Consider the following 22,020-nt stretch of genomic DNA (forward strand, 5'->3'; position numbering starts at 1 on the left):
CCTCGAGGGGCAGGGGAACGCCGAAGCTAGAACGCTTCCGCCGGCAGTGCCATCAATGTGTCGGCACCGCTGGAGATGCGGGCAAGATGCGCCGACGTCTCCGGCATGATCCGCTCTACGAAGAAGCGCGCCGTCACCAGCTTGTTGTCGTAGAAAGACGAAGCGCCGTCGGGGCCATCAGCCAATTTCGCTGCGGCCACCTTGGCCATCCGGGCCCACATATAGCCCAGCGCCACCAGGCCGAAGAGATGCATGTAGTCGGTCGAGGCGGCACCCGCATTGTCGGGCTTGGCTATGCCGTTCTGCACCAGCCACATCGTCGCCGCCTGCAGATCGTCGAGGCCCTTTTTAAGCGCCTTGGTGAAGGGCGCCATCTTCTCGTCGGTGCGGTTCTCCTCGCAGAACTCTCCGACTTCCCTAAAGAAGACCTGGACCGCGCGGCCGCCATTCAAGGCCAGCTTGCGGCCGACGAGGTCGAGCGCCTGGATGCCGTTGGCACCCTCATAGATCATGGCGATGCGGGCATCGCGGACGAACTGGCTCATGCCGTGTTCTTCTATATAGCCGTGGCCGCCGAACACCTGCTGCGCCATTACCGCGTGATCGAAACCCTTGTCGGTGAGCACGCCTTTGACCACCGGCGTCATCAGGCCGGTATAGTCGTCTGCGACCTGGCGATCTTTGTCGTCACCGGAGCGGTGAGCGATGTCGGACTTGATCGCCGTCCACAGCGCCAGCGCGCGGCCGGCCTCGTTGAATGCCTTCATGGTCATCAGGCTGCGGCGGATGTCCGGATGAACGATGATCGGATCGGCCTTCCTGTCCGGCGCCTTCGGTCCTGACAGCGAGCGCCCCTGCAGACGGTCCTTGGCGTAGGAAGCCGCATTCTGATAGGCGACCTCCGATAGCGAGAGCCCCTGCAGGCCGACGCCAAGCCGCGCCTCATTCATCATGGTGAACATTGCTTTCAGCCCGCCATTGGCCTCGCCGAGCAGCGTGCCTTCAGCGTGGTCGTAATTCATGACGCAGGTCGAGTTGCCATGGATACCCATCTTCTCCTCGATCGAGCCACAGGAGACGGTGTTCTTCTCGCCCGGATTGCCTGAGGCATCGAGCTTGAACTTCGGCACGATGAACAGGGAGATGCCCTTCACGCCATCCGGCGCGCCCTCGATACGGGCCAGCACCAGGTGGACGATATTGTCCGACATGTCATGCTCGCCGGCCGAGATGAAGATCTTCTGGCCGGATATCCTGTAGGTGCCGTCGCCATTTGGGACGGCCTTGGTGCGCAGCAGGCCAAGATCGGTTCCGCAGTGCGGCTCGGTCAGATTCATGGTGCCGGTCCAGGCGCCCTCGACCAGCTTCGGCAACCATGTTGCCTTCTGCTCTTTGGTGCCATGGGTGATGATCGCAGCGATCGCGCCTTGCGTCAGGCCCGCATACATCATCAGCGACATATTGGCCGACACCATGTATTCGGCAACCGCGGTGTGCACCGCGTAGGGCAAGCCTTGCCCGCCAAACTCGACAGGTGCGGCGAGCCCCATCCAGCCGCCTTCGCGATACTGGTCGAAGGCCTCCTTGAAGCCTTTCGGCGTCGTTACCGAACCGTCGTCATGGCGCACGCAACCTTCCGTGTCGCCGACACGGTTCAGCGGCTGCATCACGTTTTCAGCGAGTTTCGCCCCTTCGGCAAGGATGGCCTCGAGCACATCCGGCGTGGCGTCGGAAAATCCGGGAAGATTGGAATAGCGCTGATACCCCAGCACTTCGTTCAGCACGAACAGCGTGTCGCGGATCGGCGCCTTGTAGATCGGCATGCGTTTTCCTCCACCATGCGGTCTTGGCCCCGAAATCAGCCCCAGTGTACCAGTGTATGAGGATAGCAGGCGGGCCAGTATGACGGGTCGGAGATAGCAAATGTTGACGTTTGCGTAAACGTCAATTCTGCGGTGCGACGAATTTTCTCCCGCGCGCCAAGACCGCAAACGGCGAAGGACGGCAAACGACGAAGAACCCCGCAGCGAAGGCCGCGCGGCTCTTATCCGTCGGAAATCGAAAGCTTAGTTTAGCTCGCCACGCTGGCCTGCGGCGTCGAGCGCTCGATCAGCATTTGCCGGACGGTCAACATCGAAGCACTCAGTTCGCTGATGGCATCGTCGATCAGCGCCCGCTGCTTCTGCAGACGGGCAAGCTGCTTCTCCGACTTGTCGAGCGCCAGCCGCAATTGCTTTGTGTTGGAGCCGTTCGGATCGTAGAGGTCCATCATCTGCTTGACGTCACGCAGCGAGAATCCGACCTTGCGGCCAAGCAGGATCAGCTTCAGCCGGGCCCTGTCGCGGCGCGTATAGAGGCGGGTCGAGCCGTCGCGCTGCGGGTTGAGTAGACCCTTGTCCTCATAGAAACGCAGCGTACGCAGCGTCACTCCGTATTTCTTGGCCATTTCGCCGATACGGACAAGCTCTTCACCGGTTTCGCTCGACATATCGTTGGTGTTGGCCGCGGCTTGACCGGGCGAAATAAGTTTCATGGTCACTGGCTTTCCCCGTCTGGTGGCGTCGCGGTCGCGGACCTTGCGTCGCCTGAGTGAAAGCGGGGGCGTGCTTCCACTCGTGGTTTCAACAAACAAATCGCAAACGGCGTAATCCGCTCATTTACGTTTACGTCAATTCTATATCGATAGCCGCCTTACCACGCAAGAGCGTTCTAGGCTTGGAACTTTATGCCACAGTGCCGGCGGATAACCTAAAAAGTCGTTGCGATTTCGGGAGCGATCATGCGGCTGATCAAACTTCCACGGCGTCTTTTGTGCGTCCAATAGAAGACACCCGGCACCGTCCGCAGCCAGCCGACAAAGTTGCAACTTCTTAAGCTTGGTTAACGCGTTGTTTACCACGTTGGGGCGAAATGTGCGCATGTCGGTTACCCGTGTCTATCCTGTATTGAATTTTTCACGGTTTTCGGAGCGCGGATGAGACCCGGGAAGCTCGTCTTCCACTGCAACAAGCCAAGCAGTCGCCTTCGTCCCGGCAGGACTTTGGGAACCTGGTGAAAGCCAGCAATTCTGAAACGGGCGCATTGATGAACAGCAAGCGGTCCTACCTCGATACACTCAACGCCGGCAGGCAACGCCGGCCGCACACGACGCTTGAAGAGCTCAACCGCTCCCTGGAAACTCTGGAGCAGCGGCTGGAGCGAACGCGCGAGGAGACGACAAGCCACCCCGATCCGCGCCGACCAGCGGCAGAACCGCGCTATCCCAGCGCTCAACCCTATGGCCAGCAGCGCCGGTATGAAGACCCACGCGAGGCGCAGCGGCCGAAAGGTCCAGCAGCGGCCTTCGACCAGAACTACCAGGCGATCGCCCGCGATATCGACCGGGTGCGCGGTCAGGAGGACGGCGTCGCCTTAGCCGGCAAGATCGCCGGGGAATTGCGCGGCCTGCGCGAAGAGCTGCGCCAGCAGATGACCTCCGGCCTGCAACGCGAGTTCGACGTACTGCGCAAGAATATTGAGCGAGCCTTCCAGTCAAATGGCGGCGGCAAAGGCAGCGCCGAACTCGGTGTCGAGTTCGAGCGGCTTTCCGGCGCCATCCAGACACTGGCCGAAAAAAGCGACGACAGAAGCGTAAATATGCTGCGGCTCGAGCTTGAGCAGGTGAAGGCCGCGCTCGATACGCTAGCGCGCGAGGAGAGCGTGCAGGCGGTCGGCCGCCGCTGGGACGAATTCGACCGGCGCTGGAATGCCTTCGAGGACCGCGTCGACGCCGATCAGCGCAAGCGCTCCGACGCGCCCGGCCTGTCGGCGCTGACGGAGCGGCTCGAACAGATCAGCAATGCCGTCAGCAATCTCCCGGAATCGCTGTCGCTGCGCTCGCTCGAAGAAAAGGTCCGCACGCTTGCCGGAGCGGTCGACCATTTCGCCCGCCAGCAGGACAATCGCGGCAGCGACACATTCAGCCAGATCGACGAGCGGCTCGACGAGATTTCCCGCGCGATCGTCGCCTCGACGGTTGCCGCGCAAGCCAATTCGTTCGACCCCGAGCCCTTCGAACGCATCGAGAAGCGGATCGATTCACTGGCCCAGCAAATCGAAGAAGTGTCGCAGGACCGTCCGGGCCGGGAGGTCATCGACCGTCTCAACACATTGTCGAGCCGCGTGGATGAACTGGCCGGCCGAGCCAATCTGCCGGAACAGGCGATGGAACGCCTTGCCAGGCAAATCGCGCTTATCTCCGACAAGATCGACCACGCACCGGCCATGCCCGACGCCGATTACATCTTCCAGGGGCTCGAACAGCGCTTCGACGTGCTGTCCAGCATGATGGAACGTCGCCAGGGCGACGCCATCGAACAAGGCAACATGCTGTTTCGCGACCTCGAGCGCCGGTTGGACGAGGTCGCCGACAGGCTGGACCAGCGCATGCCGCAGGTCGACAACGCCGACATCATGGATGCCATCGACGCCCGCTTCACCGCACTGGCCAAGCGGATGGAGACACGCGTTCCAGATCCCGCCAACGAGGCGGCGATCCGCGGCCTGGAGAGCCGGCTCGAAGACATCTCAAGCCGGCTGGATTCGTCCGCCGCACAAGTCGCCAGCATCGACCCGGCTTTGATCCGCAGCCTCGAAGCGCAGGTCGCCGGCCTGACGGCGCACCTTTCCAAGCCCGGCACGCCGCTGCCGGAATTCGACGACATCAGCCCGCGTCTCAACGAAATCGAGAAATCGCTGGCCGGAACCCGCGATTCCATCCTCGGCGCGGCGCGCGAGGCGGCCGAGAGTGCCGTCCGCTCGCTGGCCGGATCAAGCGCCAACACGGCGGCCGTTACCGGCCTCGCCCAGGACCTGAAGACGCTCGAGGCGCTGACGCGCCGTTCGGACGAGCGCAATTCGAGGACGTTCGAGGCTATCCACGATACGCTGCTCAAGATCGTTGACAGGCTTGGTTCACTGGAGACCGGCGAACCGGCAAGCGCGGAGTTGAGTAAGCGCTCCGGGCGGGCATCCAAGATCTCGGTGCAGGATGCACCGTCGATGGACCTCGACCAGCCGCTGCCGTTGACGGGCAACATGGCCGATCTCGACGGCCGCGCCGCGGCGCTGGTGCGCGGAGAGCCAGGTCCGCGAACGCCGGCCGAGGCCGCCGCCGCAGCCGCACTGGCGGCTCTCGGTTCAGACACGACACGTGAAAAGAACGAACAAGGCGGCGGCAGGAAATCGATGTTAGGCGGGCTGGCGCGCGCCTTGAAGGGCAAGAAGGAGGCTGAGACGCCGCCGCTTGCAGGCTCGGCGCCGAGCGCCGAGATACCGAGCGTCGATCTCGACGAGCCCCTCGACCCCAAGCTCGCCAACCGGCCACTGGAACCCGGCTCCGGCGCACCCGACCTCAGTGCCATCATGAAGCGCGTGCGCGACGAGCGCGGGCAGCCGGCCAGGGAAGGCAGCGCCGAGGCGGCGAAATCGGACTTCATCGCGGCAGCCAGAAGGGCCGCGCAAGCGGCGGCCGCCGAGGCGGACGCCCTCAAGCGCCAGTCGACGATGAAAGGCCCGGTCAAGGCACTCAGGATCGGCGACCTGCTCAAGGCGCGGCGCAAGCCGATCCTGATGGGGGCAATCGCCATCATGCTGGCGCTTGCCGGCCTGCAACTGGGCAAAGCCTTCTTCTCCGACCCGGTCGAAGTCGCCGACAATGAGGCGGCGCCGGCCGTGGCCGTTCAGCCGGTGGAAACCGCCTCAGCCAGCGTTGCCAGCGAGCCGAAGGCGGACGCGCAGACAACAACACAGGAGAGCGAGCCGTCGCCCACCGTCAGGCAGGCCGAGCCATCCGCATCGATGACCAAGGACGACACTGCGGCGCAAACCGGCCCCGCCACATCGGCAGCCGAGGCATCGACGGCGCCCTCGGCCTCCGCGGCGTCTGCTGACCTGGCGGCGCCAGACACCACGGCCGCAGTGCCCGCGCCGGCAGCGGCGACGGCCAGCGACGCCGCGCCATTGGCCGCCGCGCCTGCTATAGCCACCGCTGCGACGGAGGACAGGACCGGCACTGTGCCGCCGGCGGATGCTGCCCCGGCAGGCGTTGCCAAGATCGAAGTTCCGGCCGATGCCGGTCCGGCCGCCCTGCGCGACGCAGCGGCCGGCGGCGACGCCAAGGCGCTGTTCGAGATCGGCTCGCGCTACGCCGAGTCGCGCAGTGTCAAGGAAGACGTGGCGGCGGCGGCCAAATGGTATGAGAAAGCTGCCGACCTCGGTTTCGCACCGGCAGAATACCGCATCGGCAATTTCTACGAGAAGGGCATCGGCGTCGCACGCGACATCAAGAAAGCGAAGACCTGGTACCAGCTTGCCGCAGAGCAGGGCAATGCCAGCGCAATGCACAATCTTGCTGTGCTGTTTGCGATGGCGGCGGACGGCGTGACCGACAACGAATCGGCAGCACGCTGGTTCCAGGCGGCGGCGGATCTCGGCGTCAAGGACAGCCAGTTCAACCTCGGCATCCTCGCGGCGAAGGGTGTCGGCATGAAGCAGAATCTCGAGGAGAGCTATAAATGGTTCGCGCTCGTCGCCAAGACCGGCGACAAGGATGCAGCGGCCAAGCGCGACGAGATCGCCAAGGCGCTGAGGCCCGAGCAGTTGGAGCGTGCGCGGGCCGCGGCTGAACTGTGGAAAGCCAAGCCGCTCGATCCAGCCGCCAATTCGGCCGACATTCCTGAATCGTGGCAGGACGGCACACCGCAGACCACCGCCGGCATCGATATGAAGAAAGCGGTCCAGAACATCCAGCGCATTCTCAACAAGAACGGCTACGAGGCCGGCAATCCCGACGGCATGATGGGCCTGAAAACCAAGAACGCAATCATGGCCTTCCAGGCCGACAACGATATGAGGGCAACCGGCGCGATCGACGAAAAGCTGGTCAAGGCGCTGCTCGCGCGTAAATAACGGCGGATGCGTCGTTTCCGCGACGCCCTTGCCACAGATTTGCCTGTTAACTGATTGAGTTGTTTTTTGTTTCGGCGGCGCGGCGAAGTTTGACTTCACCGCCCGGCCGGCGCAAGAACGAAATAGCCTTTTGGCGCAAAATGCCCGCAACGGTTGCATTCGCCAGGAGGCAAACTGATCGAGACTGACGGGTGGGCATCTATCTCCCGATCGCGGAAATTTCCGTCAACATCTTCGTGCTGCTGGCCATGGGTGCGGCGGTGGGTTTCCTGTCGGGCATGTTCGGCGTGGGGGGCGGCTTTCTCATTACGCCGCTGCTGATCTTCTACAACATACCGCCGGCAATCGCGGTCGCCACCGGCGCCAACCAGGTCATCGCTTCCTCCTTCTCCGGCGCCCTGTCGCACATGAAGCGCGGCACGCTCGACTTCAAGCTTGGCGGCGTGCTTTTAGGCGGTGGCATCGTCGGCTCGACCGGTGGTATCTATGTCTTTGCGCTCCTGCGCCGGCTCGGCCAGCTCGACCTGTTTATCTCGCTGCTCTACGTCGTGCTGCTCGGCACTGTCGGCGGACTGATGCTCGTCGAGAGTGTCAATGCATTGCGCGCCACTCGCAGCGGCGCCGCACCGGTGTTGAAGAAATCCGGCCAGCACAATTGGATCCACCGCCTGCCGCTGAAGATGCGGTTCAGGGCCTCAAAGCTCTTCGTCAGCGTCATTCCGGTGCTTGGGCTGGGCGCGGCGATTGGCTTCCTGTCGTCGATCATGGGCGTCGGCGGCGGCTTCATCATGGTGCCGGCCCTGATCTACCTTTTGAAAGTGCCTACCAACGTCGTCATCGGCACCTCGCTGTTCCAGATCATCTTCACCTCGGCCTACACCACGCTGGTCCACGCCACCACCAACCAGACCGTCGACGTCATGCTCGCTTTCCTGTTGATGGCAGGCGGCGTAGCCGGCGCGCAATATGGCGCCAAGGCCGGTCAGCGGCTGCGGGGCGAGCAACTCAGGGCGCTGCTGGCGCTGCTGGTACTGGCGGTCGCCATCCGGCTTGCAATCGATCTCTTCGTCACGCCGCCCAATCTCTATTCGCTGTCCGGCGTGGGCCTGAGCTGATGGCTGGCTTCAGGACGCTCGCGGCCGCCGCCTTGCTGTCGCTGCTGGCGGCTGCGCCACCGGCGAAGGCGCAGGCGCCTCTGACCGAAAATATCCAGATCGGGCTTTCGACCGACAATGTCTCGATTACCGCCGGCTTTTCCGGCGCCGACCTTACCATCTTCGGCTCGCTGGAAAATGCGGATCCGCTTGTCGCGCGGCAAGGGCGCTACGACGTGATCGTCGTGCTGGAAGGCCCGGCCCGACCGGTCGTCGTGCGCCGCAAGGACCGGGTGCTCGGCGTCTGGGTCAATCTGGAGTCGGAGACCTTCAAAAACGTACCTGTCTCCTATTCGGTGGCGACGACGCGGCCGCTGCAGGACGTCACCGATCCGAACAGCTACAAGCAGCTGTCGCTTGGCGCCTCGAACCTCTATTTGCAGCCGGCCGACGCCGGCGACAGCCCGGCGACAATCGAGGAGTTCACCGCCGCGCTGCGCGAACGCAAGGCGGCGACCGGCCTCTACAGCGAGAATGTCGGCGGTGTGCAGTTCCTGTCGCAGAACCTGTTCCGCGCCACCGTCAGGCTCGCCCCAAACGTTCCGGTCGGCACCCATAAGGCCCGCGCCTTCCTGTTCAAGAGCGGCCTGTTCATCAAGGAAAGCTCCGCCCAGCTCGAAATCCGCAAGTCCGGTTTCGAACAATCGATCTTCCGCGTCGCCCACGACTACTCGTTCCTCTACGGTGTCTTTGCCGTATCGCTGGCCATGCTGACAGGCTGGCTCGGAAGACTGGTCTTCAGGAAAGACTGAACTCTCGTAAAAGTGGTTTCCCTTTCCGAGGGTATGGGTTAGACCGCGACCCCCGGGCCCGACCGGACACGAGCTGCTGCTCCCCAAATCAGAAATACAGGAACGCATGATGCGACCAGCATTCGCCGGGATCGACTTCGGCACTTCGAATTCCACCGTAAGCGTGGTCAGGAACGGGCAGCCGCGGCTGGTGGCGTTGGAAGACGGCCAGCTCACGCTGCCCAGTGCGGTGTTTTTCAATTTCGAGGACAACCGCACCTATTTCGGGCGACGCGCCCTTGCCAACTATACGGACAGTATCGAAGGCCGCCTGATGCGCTCGTTGAAGAGTGTGCTCGGCAGCTCGCTCGCCCACGAAAAGACCCGCATCAAGGCGCGCTCGATCGGCTTCATGGAGATTGTCGGCCTGTTCGTCGGCCATCTGAAAAAGAAGCTGGAAGAAGAAGCCCATGACGCGGTCGACAGCGTCGTGCTGGGACGGCCCGTGCAGTTCGTCGACGACGATGCCGAGGCTGACGCGAAGGCGGAGCACGAACTCGAAAATGCCGCTCGTGCCCACGGCTTCAAGCACATCGCCTTCCAGTTCGAACCGATTGCCGCGGCACTCGACTACGAACAAAAGGTGACGCGCGAGGAACTGGCGCTGATCGTCGACATGGGCGGCGGCACGTCCGACTTCTCAATCGTGCGCGTCTCGCCCGAGCGCGCCCGCTCGCTTGACCGCAAAGACGACATCCTGGCCAGCCGCGGCATCCACATCGGCGGCACCGACTTCGACCGGCTGTTGAGCATCGCCCATGTGATGCCGCAGCTCGGCTATCTCTCACTGACCAAGGATGGCAAACGTAATCTGCCGGCGAGCTACTTCATCGACCTGGCGACGTGGCAGCGCATCAACCTGGTCTATACCGCGAGGGCGATGACGCATCTGCGCCAGATCCGCTATGAGGCGGAGCGCGCAGACCTGGTCGACCGCTTCATCCACATCGTCGAGCATCGTTACGGCCACGCGCTGGCGGCGCTGGTCGAAAAGGCCAAGATCGAGCTGACGGACCGTTCGTCGGCCGATGTCGAGGTCGCGCTGCCAGAGGTGAGGTTCACGGCAGAAATCACGCGCAAGGGTCTCGAAGCCACCATAGCCAGAGACATTGAGCGTGTTGCGGCTACAGTCGAGCAGACCATCCGCGACGCACAGGTGAAGGCCTCGGACATCACCGCGTTGTTCTTGACCGGCGGATCGACCGCGATCCCGCTGGCCAGGCAGCGGATCCTGGCGCTGGTGCCGCAGGCGTCGGTAATCCAAGGCGATGTGTTCGGCTCGGTCGGGCTTGGGCTGGCGCTCGACGCGCAGCGGAAGTTCGGCTGATCGGCTTAAAGCGGCGCGAGTCTCTCAGCTTTGCCGCCAAGATGCGCCTTGAGCGCCATCTGGGCCAGGCTCGGCTGCCGGTCGCGATGCGTGATCATGGCAAATTCGCGCTTCGGCAGATCGACCGGCACAGAACGCAGGCTACCTTCGGCGACCGCGCGTGCGGCGACGAGTTCCGAGATGATGCTGGCGCCGGCGCCGGCCTCGACCGCCTGGCGAATAGCCTCATTACTCGGCAATACCAGGAATATCTGCAGGTCCGCGAACGAAATCCCGTCGCGTCGGGCAAGGTCCTCCAGCGCCTCGCGCGTGCCCGAACCGCCTTCGCGAATGATCCAGCGAAGCCCGCCAAGATCGGGATGTCCAGGCGAAACTTCCGCGATCTCAGGGTGCGAGCGCGCCACGACCAGCATCATGCGATCGATATCGACCTTGGCACGCCGCAAAATGTCGGATTCGGTGCGCCCCTCGACCAGGCCAAAATCGGCTGCGCCATCAAGTACATTGGTCTCGACCTGCCTGGTGTTGCCAATGCTCACGCTCAGCCTGACGGCAGGATAGGCTTCGTGGAAAGAGGCGAGCCGGCGCGGCAGCCAATAGCTGGCAATGGTCTGGCTGGCAGCGATCGAGAGACTGCCGGTGATCGTTTGCGAGACATGCTCCAGCACGTTGTGGGCGGCCGCAGCCCGCTCGAGGACCGCCTTGGCCTCGGGCAAGAATCGGCGTCCGGTTTCGGCGAGCTCGATGTTGCGGCCGACGCGGTTGAACAACTGGACGCCATGCTGCTGTTCGAGCGAGCGGATCGCGGCGGATGCGGCCGACTGTGAGATGCCCAGCAACTCGGCCGCTTTGGTCATGTGCGCCCGTTCGGCGACGGCGACGAAGATCCGCAACTGGTCCAGGGTCATTCCGACACTAAGAAGCAAATCCGATTGGAATTACAAGAGCAAGTTGTTAGACGGATCGGTCGCTTTGTTCTAAATTTTGGCTCGAAATTGGAAAAAAGTCGCGCCAGAGCAGTCGAGGGTAAAATTGGTGGGGCGGTTCAAATCCGTGTTTGCGCACTGGACCCGCAGCCTGCGGCGGTGGCTCTTGGGTGAACGCTATCGCCCGGAAGAGCATTACATGCGCGGCCCAGGCCCGAAGACGAGAGCCAAGTTCGCGGGGCGCAAGAGGATCACCGGATCATGACCAACAACCTGCTGCGCGGAGCTAATTCGGCACCATCACAACGGCCGCTTGCCGATACGCGAGCGCCCGCTGAACGCGACGGCGTCGATACTTCGCCTGATGTCTCCGACAGCATCGCCAAGACCACCTGCTATATGTGCGCCTGCCGCTGCGGCATCGACGTCCATATCAAAGATGGCAAGGTCCGCTACATCAACGGCAACAAGGATCATCCGGTCAATCGCGGCGTGCTGTGCGGCAAAGGCAGCGCCGGCATCATGCAGCATTACAGCCCGGCCCGGCTGACGAAACCATTGCTGCGCACCGGACTGCGCGGCTCGGGCGAGTTCCGCGAGATCGAGTGGGAGGAAGCTTTGTCGCTCGCGACAGAGCGGCTTTCGAACATCCGCCAGACCGATCCGAAGAAACTCGCCTTCTTCACCGGCCGCGACCAGTCGCAATCGCTGACCGGTTGGTGGGCGAGCCAGTTCGGCACGCCGAACTTCGCGGCCCATGGCGGTTTCTGCTCGGTGAACATGGCAGCCGGCGGCCTCTACACGATTGGCGGCTCGTTCTGGGAGTTCGGCGAGCCCGACTGGGACAACACCAAGTATTTCATGCTGTTCGGGGTTGCCGAAGACCATGATTCCAATCCGATCAAGATCGGCCTCGGCAAGCTCAAGGCGCGCGGCGCCAAGGTGGTTTCAATCAATCCCTGCCGCACCGGCTACAACGCGATTGCCGACGACTGGATCGGCATCCGGCCCGGCACCGACGGCCTGTTTGTGTTCGCCCTCATCCACGAATTGCTGAAGGCAGGGCGCGTCGATCTCGACTACCTCTTGCGCTACACCAACGCCCACATCCTGGTCATTCAGGAGCCTGGAGCCGCCGATGACGGGCTGTTCATGCGCGACGGCGACGGCAATCCGCTGGCTTGGGACAGGGTGGCGAAGACGCCTGTCGACGCCGGCGATACCGACGCAAAGCCCGCACTGACCGGCAGCGTTCTCGTCGACAGCCGCCGCTGCGTGCCGGTCTTCCAACTCGTCGCCGACCGCTATCTGGACGAGTGCTATTCACCCGACGCCGTCGCTGACCGGTGCGGCATCTCCGCCGACACGATCCGACGCATTGCTGCAGAACTCGCTCATGTCGCCTTCGAACAGCAAATCGAACTGCCGGTGGCCTGGACGGACTGGGCCGGCCGCCGGCACAAGACCATCAAGGGTCGGCCGATGTCGATGCATGCGATGCGCGGCATCTCGGCCCATTCGAACGGGTTTCACACTTGCCGCGCCATTCATCTGCTTCAGGTGCTTCTCGGCACGGTGGACGTGCCGGGCGGCTTCCGCTTCAAACCGCCTTATCCGCGGTCCGCGCCGCCGGGTCCAAAGCCCGCCGGCAGGAATGTGAAGCCGATGACACCGCTCGAAGGCATGCCGCTCGGCTTCGTCTGCGGACCTGAGGACCTGCTGATCGAGGAAGGCAGCAGGCCTGTTCGTATCGACAAGGCATACTCCTGGGACGCGCCGCTGGCCGCTCATGGGCTCATGCACACGGTCATCCGTAACGCCTGGGCAGGCGATCCCTACAAGATCGACACTCTGTTCATGTACATGTCCAACATGGCCTGGAACTCGTCGATGAATACGGTCGAGACGATGGCGATGCTGACCGATATCGATGCGGCGGGCGAGTACAAGATCCCGTTCATCATCTATTCCGACGCTTATTATTCCGAGACCGTGCCCTTTGCCGATCTGGTGCTGCCGGACACGACCTATCTCGAGCGTCATGACTGTATCAGTCTGCTCGACCGGCCGATCAGCCACGCCGACGGTCCGGGCGACGCCATCCGCCATCCCGTCGTCGAGCCGGACCGCGACGTCAGGCCGTTCCAGACGGTGCTGATCGAACTCGGCGCGCGGCTCGGTCTGCCCGGTTTCGTCGATGACGACGGCTCCGCCAAATACCGCGACTATGCCGACTACATCGTCAATCACGAGCGTACGCCAGGTGTCGGTCCACTCGCCGGCTGGCGCGGCAAGGACGGGACCCTGGTCGGCAAGGGCGACGTCAATCCCGACCAGTTGCAGCGCTACATCCACAATGGCGGCTTCTGGCACCAGGATTTCGCCGCCGATCAGCGCTACTACAAGATGGCAAACCGCTCCTATCTCGACTTCGCCGAGAGCATGGGCTTCATCCCGAAAGCCGAGCCGATCGTGTTCCAACTCTATTCCGAGCCGATGCAGCGCTTCCGCCTGGCGGCGCGCGGCCATGGCCGGGTGCTGCCGCCGGAAGCCCAGCGTAGCCGCATCGAGACCTATATGGATCCGCTGCCGTTCTGGTATGCGCCCTTCGAAGAGACTGCGGTTGACAGCCAAGCCTATCCGCTGCACGCGCTGACGCAGCGGCCAATGCACATGTATCATTCCTGGGGCTCGCAGAATGCCTGGCTAAGGCAGATCACCAGCCAGAACCGGCTGTTCGTGCATCACCGGACCGCCGCCAGCCTCGGGCTTGTCGATAACGACTGGGTGTGGATCGAGAGCATCAACGGCAAGGTCAAAGGACAGATCAAGCTGGTCGACGGCGTCAACGCCGATACGGTGTGGACGTGGAATGCGATCGGCAAGCGTCGCGGCAGCTGGGGGCTCAAGGATGACGCGGCCGAATCCAATCGCGGCTTCCTGCTCAACCACATCATCGGCGACCAGACCTCCGCCGATGCCAGCGGCAAACGCTATTCGAATTCCGATCCGGTGACCGGCCAGGCGGCGTGGTTCGACCTGCGCGTGCGCATCGTCAAATGCGCGGCCGAGGAAGGCGGCTTCACCGAGCCGCAGTTCGAGCGGTTCCGGCAGCCGCCGCATTTCGAACCCTCGCCTGACAAGCTCACTTTCGGCGCAGAGTTCCGCCGGGAAAGAGAAGCTGCCAGACCATGACCTGCCTTCCCGCCCAAACCGACAAGAAGCTCGGCCTGGTCATCGATCTCGACACCTGTGTCGGCTGTCAGGCCTGCGTCACCGCCTGCAAGGAATGGAACACCGGCGGCCACATGGCGCCGCTGACCGACATCGATCCGTATGGCGGCGACGCCGACGGGGTCTGGTTCAACCGCGTGCACAGCTATGAGCACATGACTGAGATGGGTGGGCGCACGGTCAATTTCCCGCGCTCCTGTCTGCATTGCGAGACACCGGCCTGTGTCACCGTATGTCCGACCGGCGCCTCCTACAAACGGGCCTCGGACGGCATTGTGCTGGTCGACGAGGACAAGTGCATTGGCTGCAAATTGTGCAGCTGGGCCTGCCCCTATGGCGCGCGCGAGTTCGACACCGATGTCGGCGTGATGAAGAAATGCACGCTGTGCGTCGACCGTATCTACAACAACAATCTGGCGGAAGAAGATCGCGTTCCGGCCTGCGTCGCTGCTTGCCCGACCAGCGCGCGGCATTTCGGCGATCTGGGCGATCCGGCATCGGCTATCTCGCAACTGGTGGCCGAGCGCGGCGGTGTCGATCTGATGCCGGAAATGGGCTATAAGCCGACCAACAAATATCTGCCGCCACGTGCCCACACCACCCGCGCCGCATCGGTGCCGGCGCCGGCGCTTGAAGCGGTGCGGGCCGAAGGCGGCTTCCTCGGCTGGGTCGACCGCATGCTTTCGAACTAACCCGCGTCTCATGCATCCAGCATTCTCCGTCGTCTTTTTCACCACCGCCACGGGCGCCGGTTACGGCCTGCTCGCACTACTTGGCGTGCTCGCCGGACAGGGCTTTATCCCGCCCGATTTCTGGCTTGGCCTCACCGGCATGGGGCTGGCGCTTGGCCTGATCTCGGCAGGCCTGCTGTCGTCGGCCGGCCATCTCGGCCGTCCCGAACGCGCCTGGCGTGCCTTCTCGCAATGGCGAAGCTCCTGGCTGTCACGCGAAGGCGTTGCGTCGGTTGCGACCTTCATGCCGGCGGGACTGTTCGGTATTGGCTGGGTGGTCCTCGGCCGTACGAGCGGCTGGGTGGCTGTCGCCGGGCTGCTCGCTGCCATCGGCGCGGTCGCAACCGTCTGCACCACCGGCATGATCTACGCGTCGTTGAAGCCTATCGCCCAATGGCACAGCCGCTTCACCCTGCCCGGCTATCTGATCTTTTCGGCAATGACCGGCTGCGTGCTGCTCAATGCGCTGCTGCAGGGTTTTGCCGTCGGCTCGAATACGCTTCTCGCGGCTGCCCTATTGCTGACCGTGCTCGGCTGGGGCTGGAAGCTGGCGACCTGGCGGTACAACGACCGGCTGGAAATCCCGACCACAGCCAACACGGCGACGGGTCTGGCCGGCGGCACGGTGCGGTCGATGGAATGGCCGCATACCGAGGAAAACTACTTGCTCAAGGAGATGGGCTTCCGCATCGCGCGCAAGCACAGCGTGCGGCTACGCCAGATCACGCAGGTGCTGGCCTTTGCTTTGCCTGCGTTGCTGTTGGTGGCGGCGTTCGCCCTGCCGTGGCCCTATGCGGCGGTTTCGTCGATGCTCGCCTTGATCGCCCAACTCGCCGGCATGCTGGTCGAGCGCTGGCTGTTCTTCGCCGAGGCCAAGCACACCGTCACTTTGTACTACGGCAGGTAGGTTCAGCCCGGCCTGAGCATCGCGTGGGAAATCGCGAAGATGCGTTCGGTGCCAAGCATGTAGGCCATCAGCGTTTCACGGCGGAACAGCCCGGCATAGGCGCGATCAAGCAGATTGAGCGAGCCGGTATAGGCGCCGAAGGCCGGCATGATCATGCGGCCGCCATCGCCGGCAAAGCAGCGCCGCCGCACCGAGCGGCCTTGCTGCACGATGCGGGCGCAAGGATGCAGATGGCCTGATATCTCGCCCTCCACCCTTACCGCCGAAGGCTCGTGCCGGAAGAGCAGAGAGCCGATGGCCAATTCGCGCACGGTCTCGCCGGGCAGGTCGGCCGGTGCTTCAGGATCATGATTGCCGGTGACCCAGAACCAGTCGCGCCCAACCATCAGGCCTTCCAGCCTTTCGCGAAAGCTTGCGTGCATGCGCGCAGCGCCGCCGCCATCGTGAAAACTGTCGCCCAGGCTGATGACGATCGAAGGTTGGTAGTCGGCGATTACCGCTTGCAAGCGGAGTAACGTGGCTCCGGTGTCGTAAGGGGGAACCAGCGTGCCGCGCCTGGCCAGCGAGGAGCCTTTTTCCAGATGCAGGTCGGACACGGCCAGAAGCCGGAATTCGGGAAAGTAGAGCACGCCGCGGCGGTCGCAGACCGCGCGTTCGCCGGCGATATCGACAGAACCCACCTCCGCCAGAGGTGCAGCCATGGCCAGCGCGACAGTCATTTCGTCCCCATGGCCTCCTCGACCAGCGTGGCTGCATCCATCAGCAGCGTGTCATCGGCCTCGCCGTGCACAGGCATTTTGCCGATCTCGAGCATGATCGGCACGGCGAGCGGCGATATCTGCTCGAGGTTCTTATGCATGATTCGGCCCTGGACGCGCGAGAGCATCTCGGCAAGTCTGCTGACATCCAGCAGACCGGTCGCGGCGTCGGCACGCGTCGCCTGCAGCAGGATATGGTCAGGCTCATGGCTGCGCAGCACGTCGTAGATGAGATCCGTCGACACGGTCACCTGGCGGCCGCTCTTCTCTTGGCCCGGGTGGCGTTTCTCGATTAATCCCGAGATCAGCGCGCAATTGCGAAAGGTGCGCTTCAACAACCAACTGCCGGCGAGCCAAGCTTCGAGGTCGTCGCCCAGCATGTCCTCATCGAAGAGCGCTGCCAGCGACGGTTTCTTCGCCCTGAACATCCGGCCCATATCGGCAAGCGACCATATGGCAAGCGCATAGTCTGTGGCGACGAAGCCGAGCGGCTTGGCTCCCGCCCTGTCGAGGCGGCGGGTGAGCAGCATGCCGAGCGTCTGGTGCGCCAGCCTGCCCTCGAACGGATAGGCCACCAGATAGTAGCGGTTGCCGCGCGGAAAAGTCTCGATCAGCAGATCGTCGCGTTTCGGCAGCACCGACTTGTCGGCCTGGAAACGAAGCCAGTCGGCGACCTGCTCCGGCAGCTTCTTCCAGCGCTGCGGATCGTCCAGCATGGCGCGGACCTGTTCGGCCAGGTACGTCGAAAGCGGGAATTTGCCACCGCCGTAATACGGGACCTTGGCGTCGCTGCCGGGTGCATTCGAGACAAAGCACTCATTCTCGCGGATACCTTCGAAGCGCAGCACCTTGCCGGCGAACATGAAGGTGTCGCCATGCGTCAGCGTTTCGAGGAACGCCTCCTCGATCTTGCCCAGAACCCGGCCGCCACGCGAAGCCGCGCCTCTGCTGCCGGGCTGGACGTAGCGGACGTTGAGCGCCGGCACTTCGATGATGGTGCCGACATTGAGCCGGTATTGCTGGGCGACGCGAGGATTTGAGACCCGCCACAGCCCGTCCTTGTTCAACCGGATGCGGGCATAGCGCTCGTAGTTCTTCAGCGCATAGCCGCCAGTGGCGACGAAATCGATGACGCGATCGAATGTCGGCCGATCGAGATTGGCGTAGGGTGCTGCCGTCCGCACTTCCCCAAACAGCGCATCGGCATGCAACGGCGCACCGCAGGCACAGCCCAGCACGTGCTGCGCCAGCACGTCGAGCCCGCCATTGACCAGCGGCGGCGTATCCTGGGCACCGAGATAATTGGCATCGAGCGCCGCCCTGCATTCCAGCACCTCGAAGCGGTTGGCCGGAATCAGGATCGCCTTGGACGGCTCGTCCATACGGTGGTTGGCGCGGCCGATGCGCTGCGCCAGCCGGCTGGCACCTTTCGGCGCGCCGACATGGACGACCAGGTCGACATCGCCCCAGTCGATGCCGAGGTCGAGCGTCGAGGTGGCGACGATCGCACGCAAGGCATTCTCGCCCATCGCCTTTTCGACGCGCCGGCGCTGGGCGACATCGAGCGAACCGTGATGCAGCGCGATCGGCAAGGTGTCCTCGTTGACCCGCCACAACTCCTGGAACAGCAGCTCCGCCTGGCTGCGTGTGTTGACGAACAGCAGGGTTGTCTTGTGGCGCTTGATCTCGTTGTAGATCTCCGGCGTTGCATAGCGGGCCGAATGTCCCGCCCACGGCACGCGCTCCTCCGAATCGAGAATGGAGATGTCGGGCTTGGCGCCGCCGGTGACGACGATCAGGTCGGCCATCGGCCCTGGTGGATTCTGGCTGACCAGCCACCGCCGCAATTCGTCGGGCTCGGCGACCGTCGCCGACAGGCCTATCGTCTGGAGGGCGGGCACAAACGAGCGCAGCCGGGCCAGCCCGAGCGACAGGAGATGCCCGCGCTTCGAGGTCACCAGCGAATGCAATTCGTCGAGCACGACATAGCGCAGGTCCTCGAAGAAGCGCCTGGCATCGGGCGCGGCAATCAGCAGCGCCAATTGCTCGGGCGTGGTCAGGAGAATGTCGGGCGGCGCCAGCTTCTGCCGCTGGCGCTTGTGTGCGGGCGTGTCACCGGTGCGCGTCTCGACGGTGACCGGCAGCCCGATTTCTGCGACGGGTTTGCCGAGATTGCGCTCGATGTCGACGGCCAGCGCCTTCAGCGGCGAGATGTAGAGTGTATGGATGCCTCGATGCGCCTGCCCCGGCCTTCTCCTCGGTCGGCCGGCCAGTTCGGTCAGCGATGGCAAGAACCCGGCCAGCGTCTTGCCGGCGCCGGTCGGGGCGATCAGCAATACCGACTGCCCGTCCTGGGCTTTGGCCAGCAAATCGATCTGGTGAGCGCGCGGCGACCAGCCCTTTTCCGCAAACCATTTGACGAATGGCTCGGGCAGGACGACGGCGGCATTCTGTTGGGCAAGGCGCGGCTGCTCTGTCACGTGCCAGAGGTAGCGCGGCGACGCGCAATCGCCAAGCAGAATCAGAACAAAAGGTGATCGATTCGCGTTATGGCCGGCGAAACCCGGTCGGGCCGCCATAGAGATAACCGATACGGGCGACCGCCTCCCTCAGTCCTTCGCGCGACACCAGCATGGTGTGGCCGTTGGCGTGGATCATGGTCTCCGGATCCGTCATGATCGCGACGTGGCCTTTCCAGAAGACCAGGTCGCCGCGCCGCAACCCGGCAAAACCCGGCCCGGGATCGAGCGGTTCGCCGACGGTCGCCGCCTGCATGTCGGTGTCGCGTAGCACTTGCCTGCCAGCCATGTGCATTGCAAGTTGCACGAGACCGGAACAATCGATGCCGAATCCGGAGACGCCACCCCACAGGTAGGGCGTGCCGAGAAACGACTCGGCGACCGCGACGTAGTCGGGGGCAAACTCGGCGACAGGCCTGAGATGACCCGAGATGACCGCCTGGCCGGACGGCAGCAGAGCATAATGCGTGCCGCGCGTTTCCGCTGAGCCCGTCACCGCCACCAATGACCCCATCGAGAGCTCCCCGCTCACCGGGAACCGCAAATCCGGTCCCGGATACAGGAAAGTGCGCGGCACCGAGACAACATGCGTGGCCGCATGATCCCGACCGCCCAGCACAGTGTCGGCGACATAGCCGACGTAGCCGTCGCGCTCGGCCTGTATCCAGGCCCAGTCCCCAACGTCCTCGAAGACGAGGACGTCTTCGCCGAACAGAAGCTGGGTATCGACGCCGGCGTCCGGCCGCGGCGCCCTGCGGATGTCAGCGACGGAGGCTGATATGCGAGCCGGCCGGCCGGCGACGAAACGGTCGGCGGAAACCTCGCCTTTCAGCCTGGCGTCGGCGAGATCGGAGCGGAAGGCATGGAGGCGGGCATCCCTGGCGGTCAAATCGGCAACTCGTTCAAATGGGCAACTCGTCAAATGGGCAACTCTTGGGCTCTGGCAATGATAACATCGCCAAAGCGCTCGACAAAGAGCGCGCCTTCTACTGTGCGCCTGACCAGCACGTTGCGCTTGTCGAGCTCGTCGCGGTGGCGCGACACCAGTTTCAGCGCCCCCATCGTATCGAGCGCACGGGTGATCACCGGCTTGGTGACGTTGAGCCGGGCGGCTAACCCGCGCACCGTGTGTGGCGGCGGATCGAGATAGATGGTGAACAGGATCGCCGTCTGGCGCATGGTGAGATCGGGCGCGTCGTCACGCACCTCGGATAACACCACCTGTTGCCATAGTCGCAAGGCCTGGCTTGGACGCATGATAATCGACATCCGTCCAGCATGACTGAAAATTGTTTCGGTTCCGTTTCAGTCAATACCTTCGTCGGCTATGCCCGAGAATCAACCGTAGCGGTTCGAAATGGCCTGCTCCAGCGCCCGGATGCCTTGCGCTTCGCCACCGGCAAGACCGTGCGGGCGGTCGGACGGGTTCCAGGCGTAGATGTCGACATGCGCCCAGCCGGCGGTCTTTTCCACGAAGCGCTTCAGGAAAAGCGCCGCGGTGATCGAGCCGGCGAAACCGTCTGACGTGACATTGTTGATGTCGGCCACCTTCGACGCCAGCTTGGCGTCATAGGGCTTCCACAACGGCATGCGCCATAACGGATCCTCGACCGCAACGGAGGCGTCCGCCAGCTCGGATGCAAGCGCCTCGTCACCGGTGTAGAACGGCGGCAGGTCGGGACCGAGCGCAACACGGGCAGCGCCTGTCAGCGTCGCCATATCGACCAGCATCTGCGGCTCTTCGTCATCGGCCAAGGCCAAGGCATCGGCGAGTACCAGCCGTCCTTCGGCGTCGGTGTTGCCGATTTCGACGGTGATGCCCTTGCGGCTCACCAGCACGTCGCCTGGCCGGAAGGCGTTGCCGGCTATCGAATTCTCGACAGCCGGGATGAGCACGCGTAGCCGGACCTTCAGCCCGGTGGCCATAATCATGGAAGCGAGGCCCAGCACGTTGGCAGCGCCGCCCATGTCCTTCTTCATCAAAAGCATGCCCGAGGACGGCTTGATGTCGAGACCGCCTGTATCGAAGCAGACGCCCTTGCCGACCAGCGTTATCCTGGGGGCATTGTTCGGCCCCCAAATCATGTCGATCAGGCGCGGCGCGTCGGCAGATGCCCGACCGACGGCGTGGATCATCGGAAAGTTGGCGGTAAGAAGATCGTCGCCTTTGGTCACCGATATTTCGGCCTTGTGCGTCGCGGCCAAGGTCCGGGCGGCTTTTTCCAGCTGGCCGGGGCCCATATCGCTGGTCGGCGTGTTGACCAGATCGCGCGCCAGGAAAATGCCATTGGCGATGCGGCGGATGCGGGCAGCGTCGGTGCCTGCCGGCAGCGCGAAGCGAAGGCTCTTGCCTGGCTTCTTGCCGTAGCGGGTGAAGACATAGCCGCCGAGCGCCACGGCGAGTGCCGTAAGCTCCGGCTTGGCGGGTGCCGACGCAAAACGCCAGTCGCCCGCGGGCAAGGCTCTCGCCAGTGCGCCGACGGCCAGTGCGCCCTCGTCATCACCGGTGCCGAACAGGGCTCCGGCAATCGCGCCGTTGTCGCCAGGCACGATCAGCGTCCTGCCAGCTTCGCCGGAGAAGCCGTTGGCCTTGGCCCAGGCGACCGAGGATGGCGCAAGGCCCGCTGCCGCCAGAGCATCCTTCGCCACCAGATGGACCGGCAGCGCATTGCTCAATTCTTTCTCGACGAGTTCGACAGGCATTCGCTGGTCTCCGGGTTTTCCG

At 63.6% G+C, this 22,020-nt stretch carries 15 protein-coding genes; 7 read left to right on the forward strand and 8 right to left on the reverse strand.

Annotated features, from left to right (window positions below):
* Positions 1-26 precede the first annotated feature (26 nt).
* Positions 27-1,823, reverse strand: a complete 1,797-nt coding sequence (locus NKJ17_RS02430; RefSeq protein WP_352686773.1) for an acyl-CoA dehydrogenase — start codon at positions 1,821-1,823, stop codon at positions 27-29.
* A 248-nt stretch (positions 1,824-2,071) separates the two neighbouring features.
* Positions 2,072-2,533, reverse strand: coding sequence for a MerR family transcriptional regulator (locus tag NKJ17_RS02435; protein WP_352506231.1), 462 nt, complete (start codon positions 2,531-2,533; stop codon positions 2,072-2,074).
* A gap of 551 nt (positions 2,534-3,084) precedes the next feature.
* On the opposite strand from NKJ17_RS02435, the gene NKJ17_RS02440 reads away from it, so the two are divergent.
* The 4 genes from NKJ17_RS02440 to NKJ17_RS02455 all read left to right on the forward strand — a co-directional run bounded on the left by NKJ17_RS02440 (position 3,085) and on the right by NKJ17_RS02455 (position 10,220).
* Positions 3,085-6,948 carry a peptidoglycan-binding protein gene (locus tag NKJ17_RS02440; RefSeq protein ID WP_352686775.1) on the forward strand — a complete coding sequence of 1,288 codons (3,864 nt, stop codon included), beginning with the start codon at positions 3,085-3,087 and terminating at the stop codon, positions 6,946-6,948.
* Positions 6,949-7,139: 191 nt separating this feature from the next.
* Positions 7,140-8,063, forward strand: coding sequence for a sulfite exporter TauE/SafE family protein (locus NKJ17_RS02445; RefSeq protein WP_254816309.1), 924 nt, complete (start codon positions 7,140-7,142; stop codon positions 8,061-8,063).
* Entirely contained in the window at positions 8,063-8,854 is a 792-nt protein-coding gene (locus NKJ17_RS02450) for a TIGR02186 family protein (protein WP_352686777.1), read from the forward strand. The genes NKJ17_RS02445 and NKJ17_RS02450 overlap by 1 nt, the downstream gene beginning before the upstream one ends.
* Before the next feature lie 109 nt (positions 8,855-8,963).
* Entirely contained in the window at positions 8,964-10,220 is a 1,257-nt protein-coding gene (locus NKJ17_RS02455; RefSeq protein WP_352686779.1) for an Hsp70 family protein, read from the forward strand.
* Positions 10,221-10,225: 5 nt separating this feature from the next.
* On the opposite strand, the gene NKJ17_RS02460 is transcribed toward NKJ17_RS02455, so the two are convergent.
* The gene (locus tag NKJ17_RS02460) at positions 10,226-11,128 is read right to left on the reverse strand and encodes a LysR substrate-binding domain-containing protein (protein ID WP_352506168.1); all 903 of its coding nucleotides are present in this window, start codon (positions 11,126-11,128) and stop codon (positions 10,226-10,228) included.
* Between the two features lie 279 nt (positions 11,129-11,407).
* Between NKJ17_RS02460 and NKJ17_RS02465 the strand changes: the two genes are divergently transcribed.
* Genes NKJ17_RS02465 through NKJ17_RS02475 form a run of 3 tightly spaced genes read left to right on the forward strand, consistent with a single transcriptional unit; the run spans position 11,408 to position 16,018 of the window.
* Complete coding sequence (locus NKJ17_RS02465) at positions 11,408-14,341, forward strand: molybdopterin oxidoreductase family protein (RefSeq protein ID WP_352686781.1); 2,934 nt, start codon at positions 11,408-11,410, stop codon at positions 14,339-14,341.
* Positions 14,338-15,072, forward strand: a complete 735-nt coding sequence (locus tag NKJ17_RS02470) for a 4Fe-4S dicluster domain-containing protein (RefSeq protein WP_352506166.1) — start codon at positions 14,338-14,340, stop codon at positions 15,070-15,072. Before NKJ17_RS02465 ends, NKJ17_RS02470 begins: the two co-directional genes overlap by 4 nt.
* 10 nt (positions 15,073-15,082) lie before the next feature.
* The gene (locus NKJ17_RS02475; protein WP_352686783.1) at positions 15,083-16,018 is read left to right on the forward strand and encodes a dimethyl sulfoxide reductase anchor subunit family protein; all 936 of its coding nucleotides are present in this window, start codon (positions 15,083-15,085) and stop codon (positions 16,016-16,018) included.
* Between the two features lie 2 nt (positions 16,019-16,020).
* Here the strand turns inward: NKJ17_RS02475 and pdeM are convergent, their stop codons facing one another.
* The 5 genes from pdeM to NKJ17_RS02500 form a co-directional block, all read right to left on the reverse strand.
* Complete coding sequence (pdeM, locus tag NKJ17_RS02480; protein ID WP_352506163.1) at positions 16,021-16,737, reverse strand: ligase-associated DNA damage response endonuclease PdeM; 717 nt, start codon at positions 16,735-16,737, stop codon at positions 16,021-16,023.
* Positions 16,734-19,256 (reverse strand): ligase-associated DNA damage response DEXH box helicase, encoded by a 2,523-nt coding sequence (locus tag NKJ17_RS02485; protein ID WP_352686786.1) that lies wholly within the window; start codon positions 19,254-19,256, stop codon positions 16,734-16,736. Before NKJ17_RS02485 ends, pdeM begins: the two co-directional genes overlap by 4 nt.
* A gap of 67 nt (positions 19,257-19,323) precedes the next feature.
* Entirely contained in the window at positions 19,324-20,184 is an 861-nt protein-coding gene (locus NKJ17_RS02490) for a C40 family peptidase (RefSeq protein WP_352686789.1), read from the reverse strand.
* 29 nt (positions 20,185-20,213) lie between these two features.
* Positions 20,214-20,564 carry a MarR family winged helix-turn-helix transcriptional regulator gene (locus tag NKJ17_RS02495; protein WP_023676939.1) on the reverse strand — a complete coding sequence of 117 codons (351 nt, stop codon included), beginning with the start codon at positions 20,562-20,564 and terminating at the stop codon, positions 20,214-20,216.
* Positions 20,565-20,633: 69 nt separating this feature from the next.
* Positions 20,634-21,998, reverse strand: coding sequence for a leucyl aminopeptidase family protein (locus NKJ17_RS02500; RefSeq protein WP_352506160.1), 1,365 nt, complete (start codon positions 21,996-21,998; stop codon positions 20,634-20,636).
* Positions 21,999-22,020: the final 22 nt, after the last annotated feature.

The organism is Mesorhizobium sp. M0208 (assembly GCF_040322015.1).
Classification (GTDB): Bacteria; Pseudomonadota; Alphaproteobacteria; order Rhizobiales; family Rhizobiaceae; genus Mesorhizobium.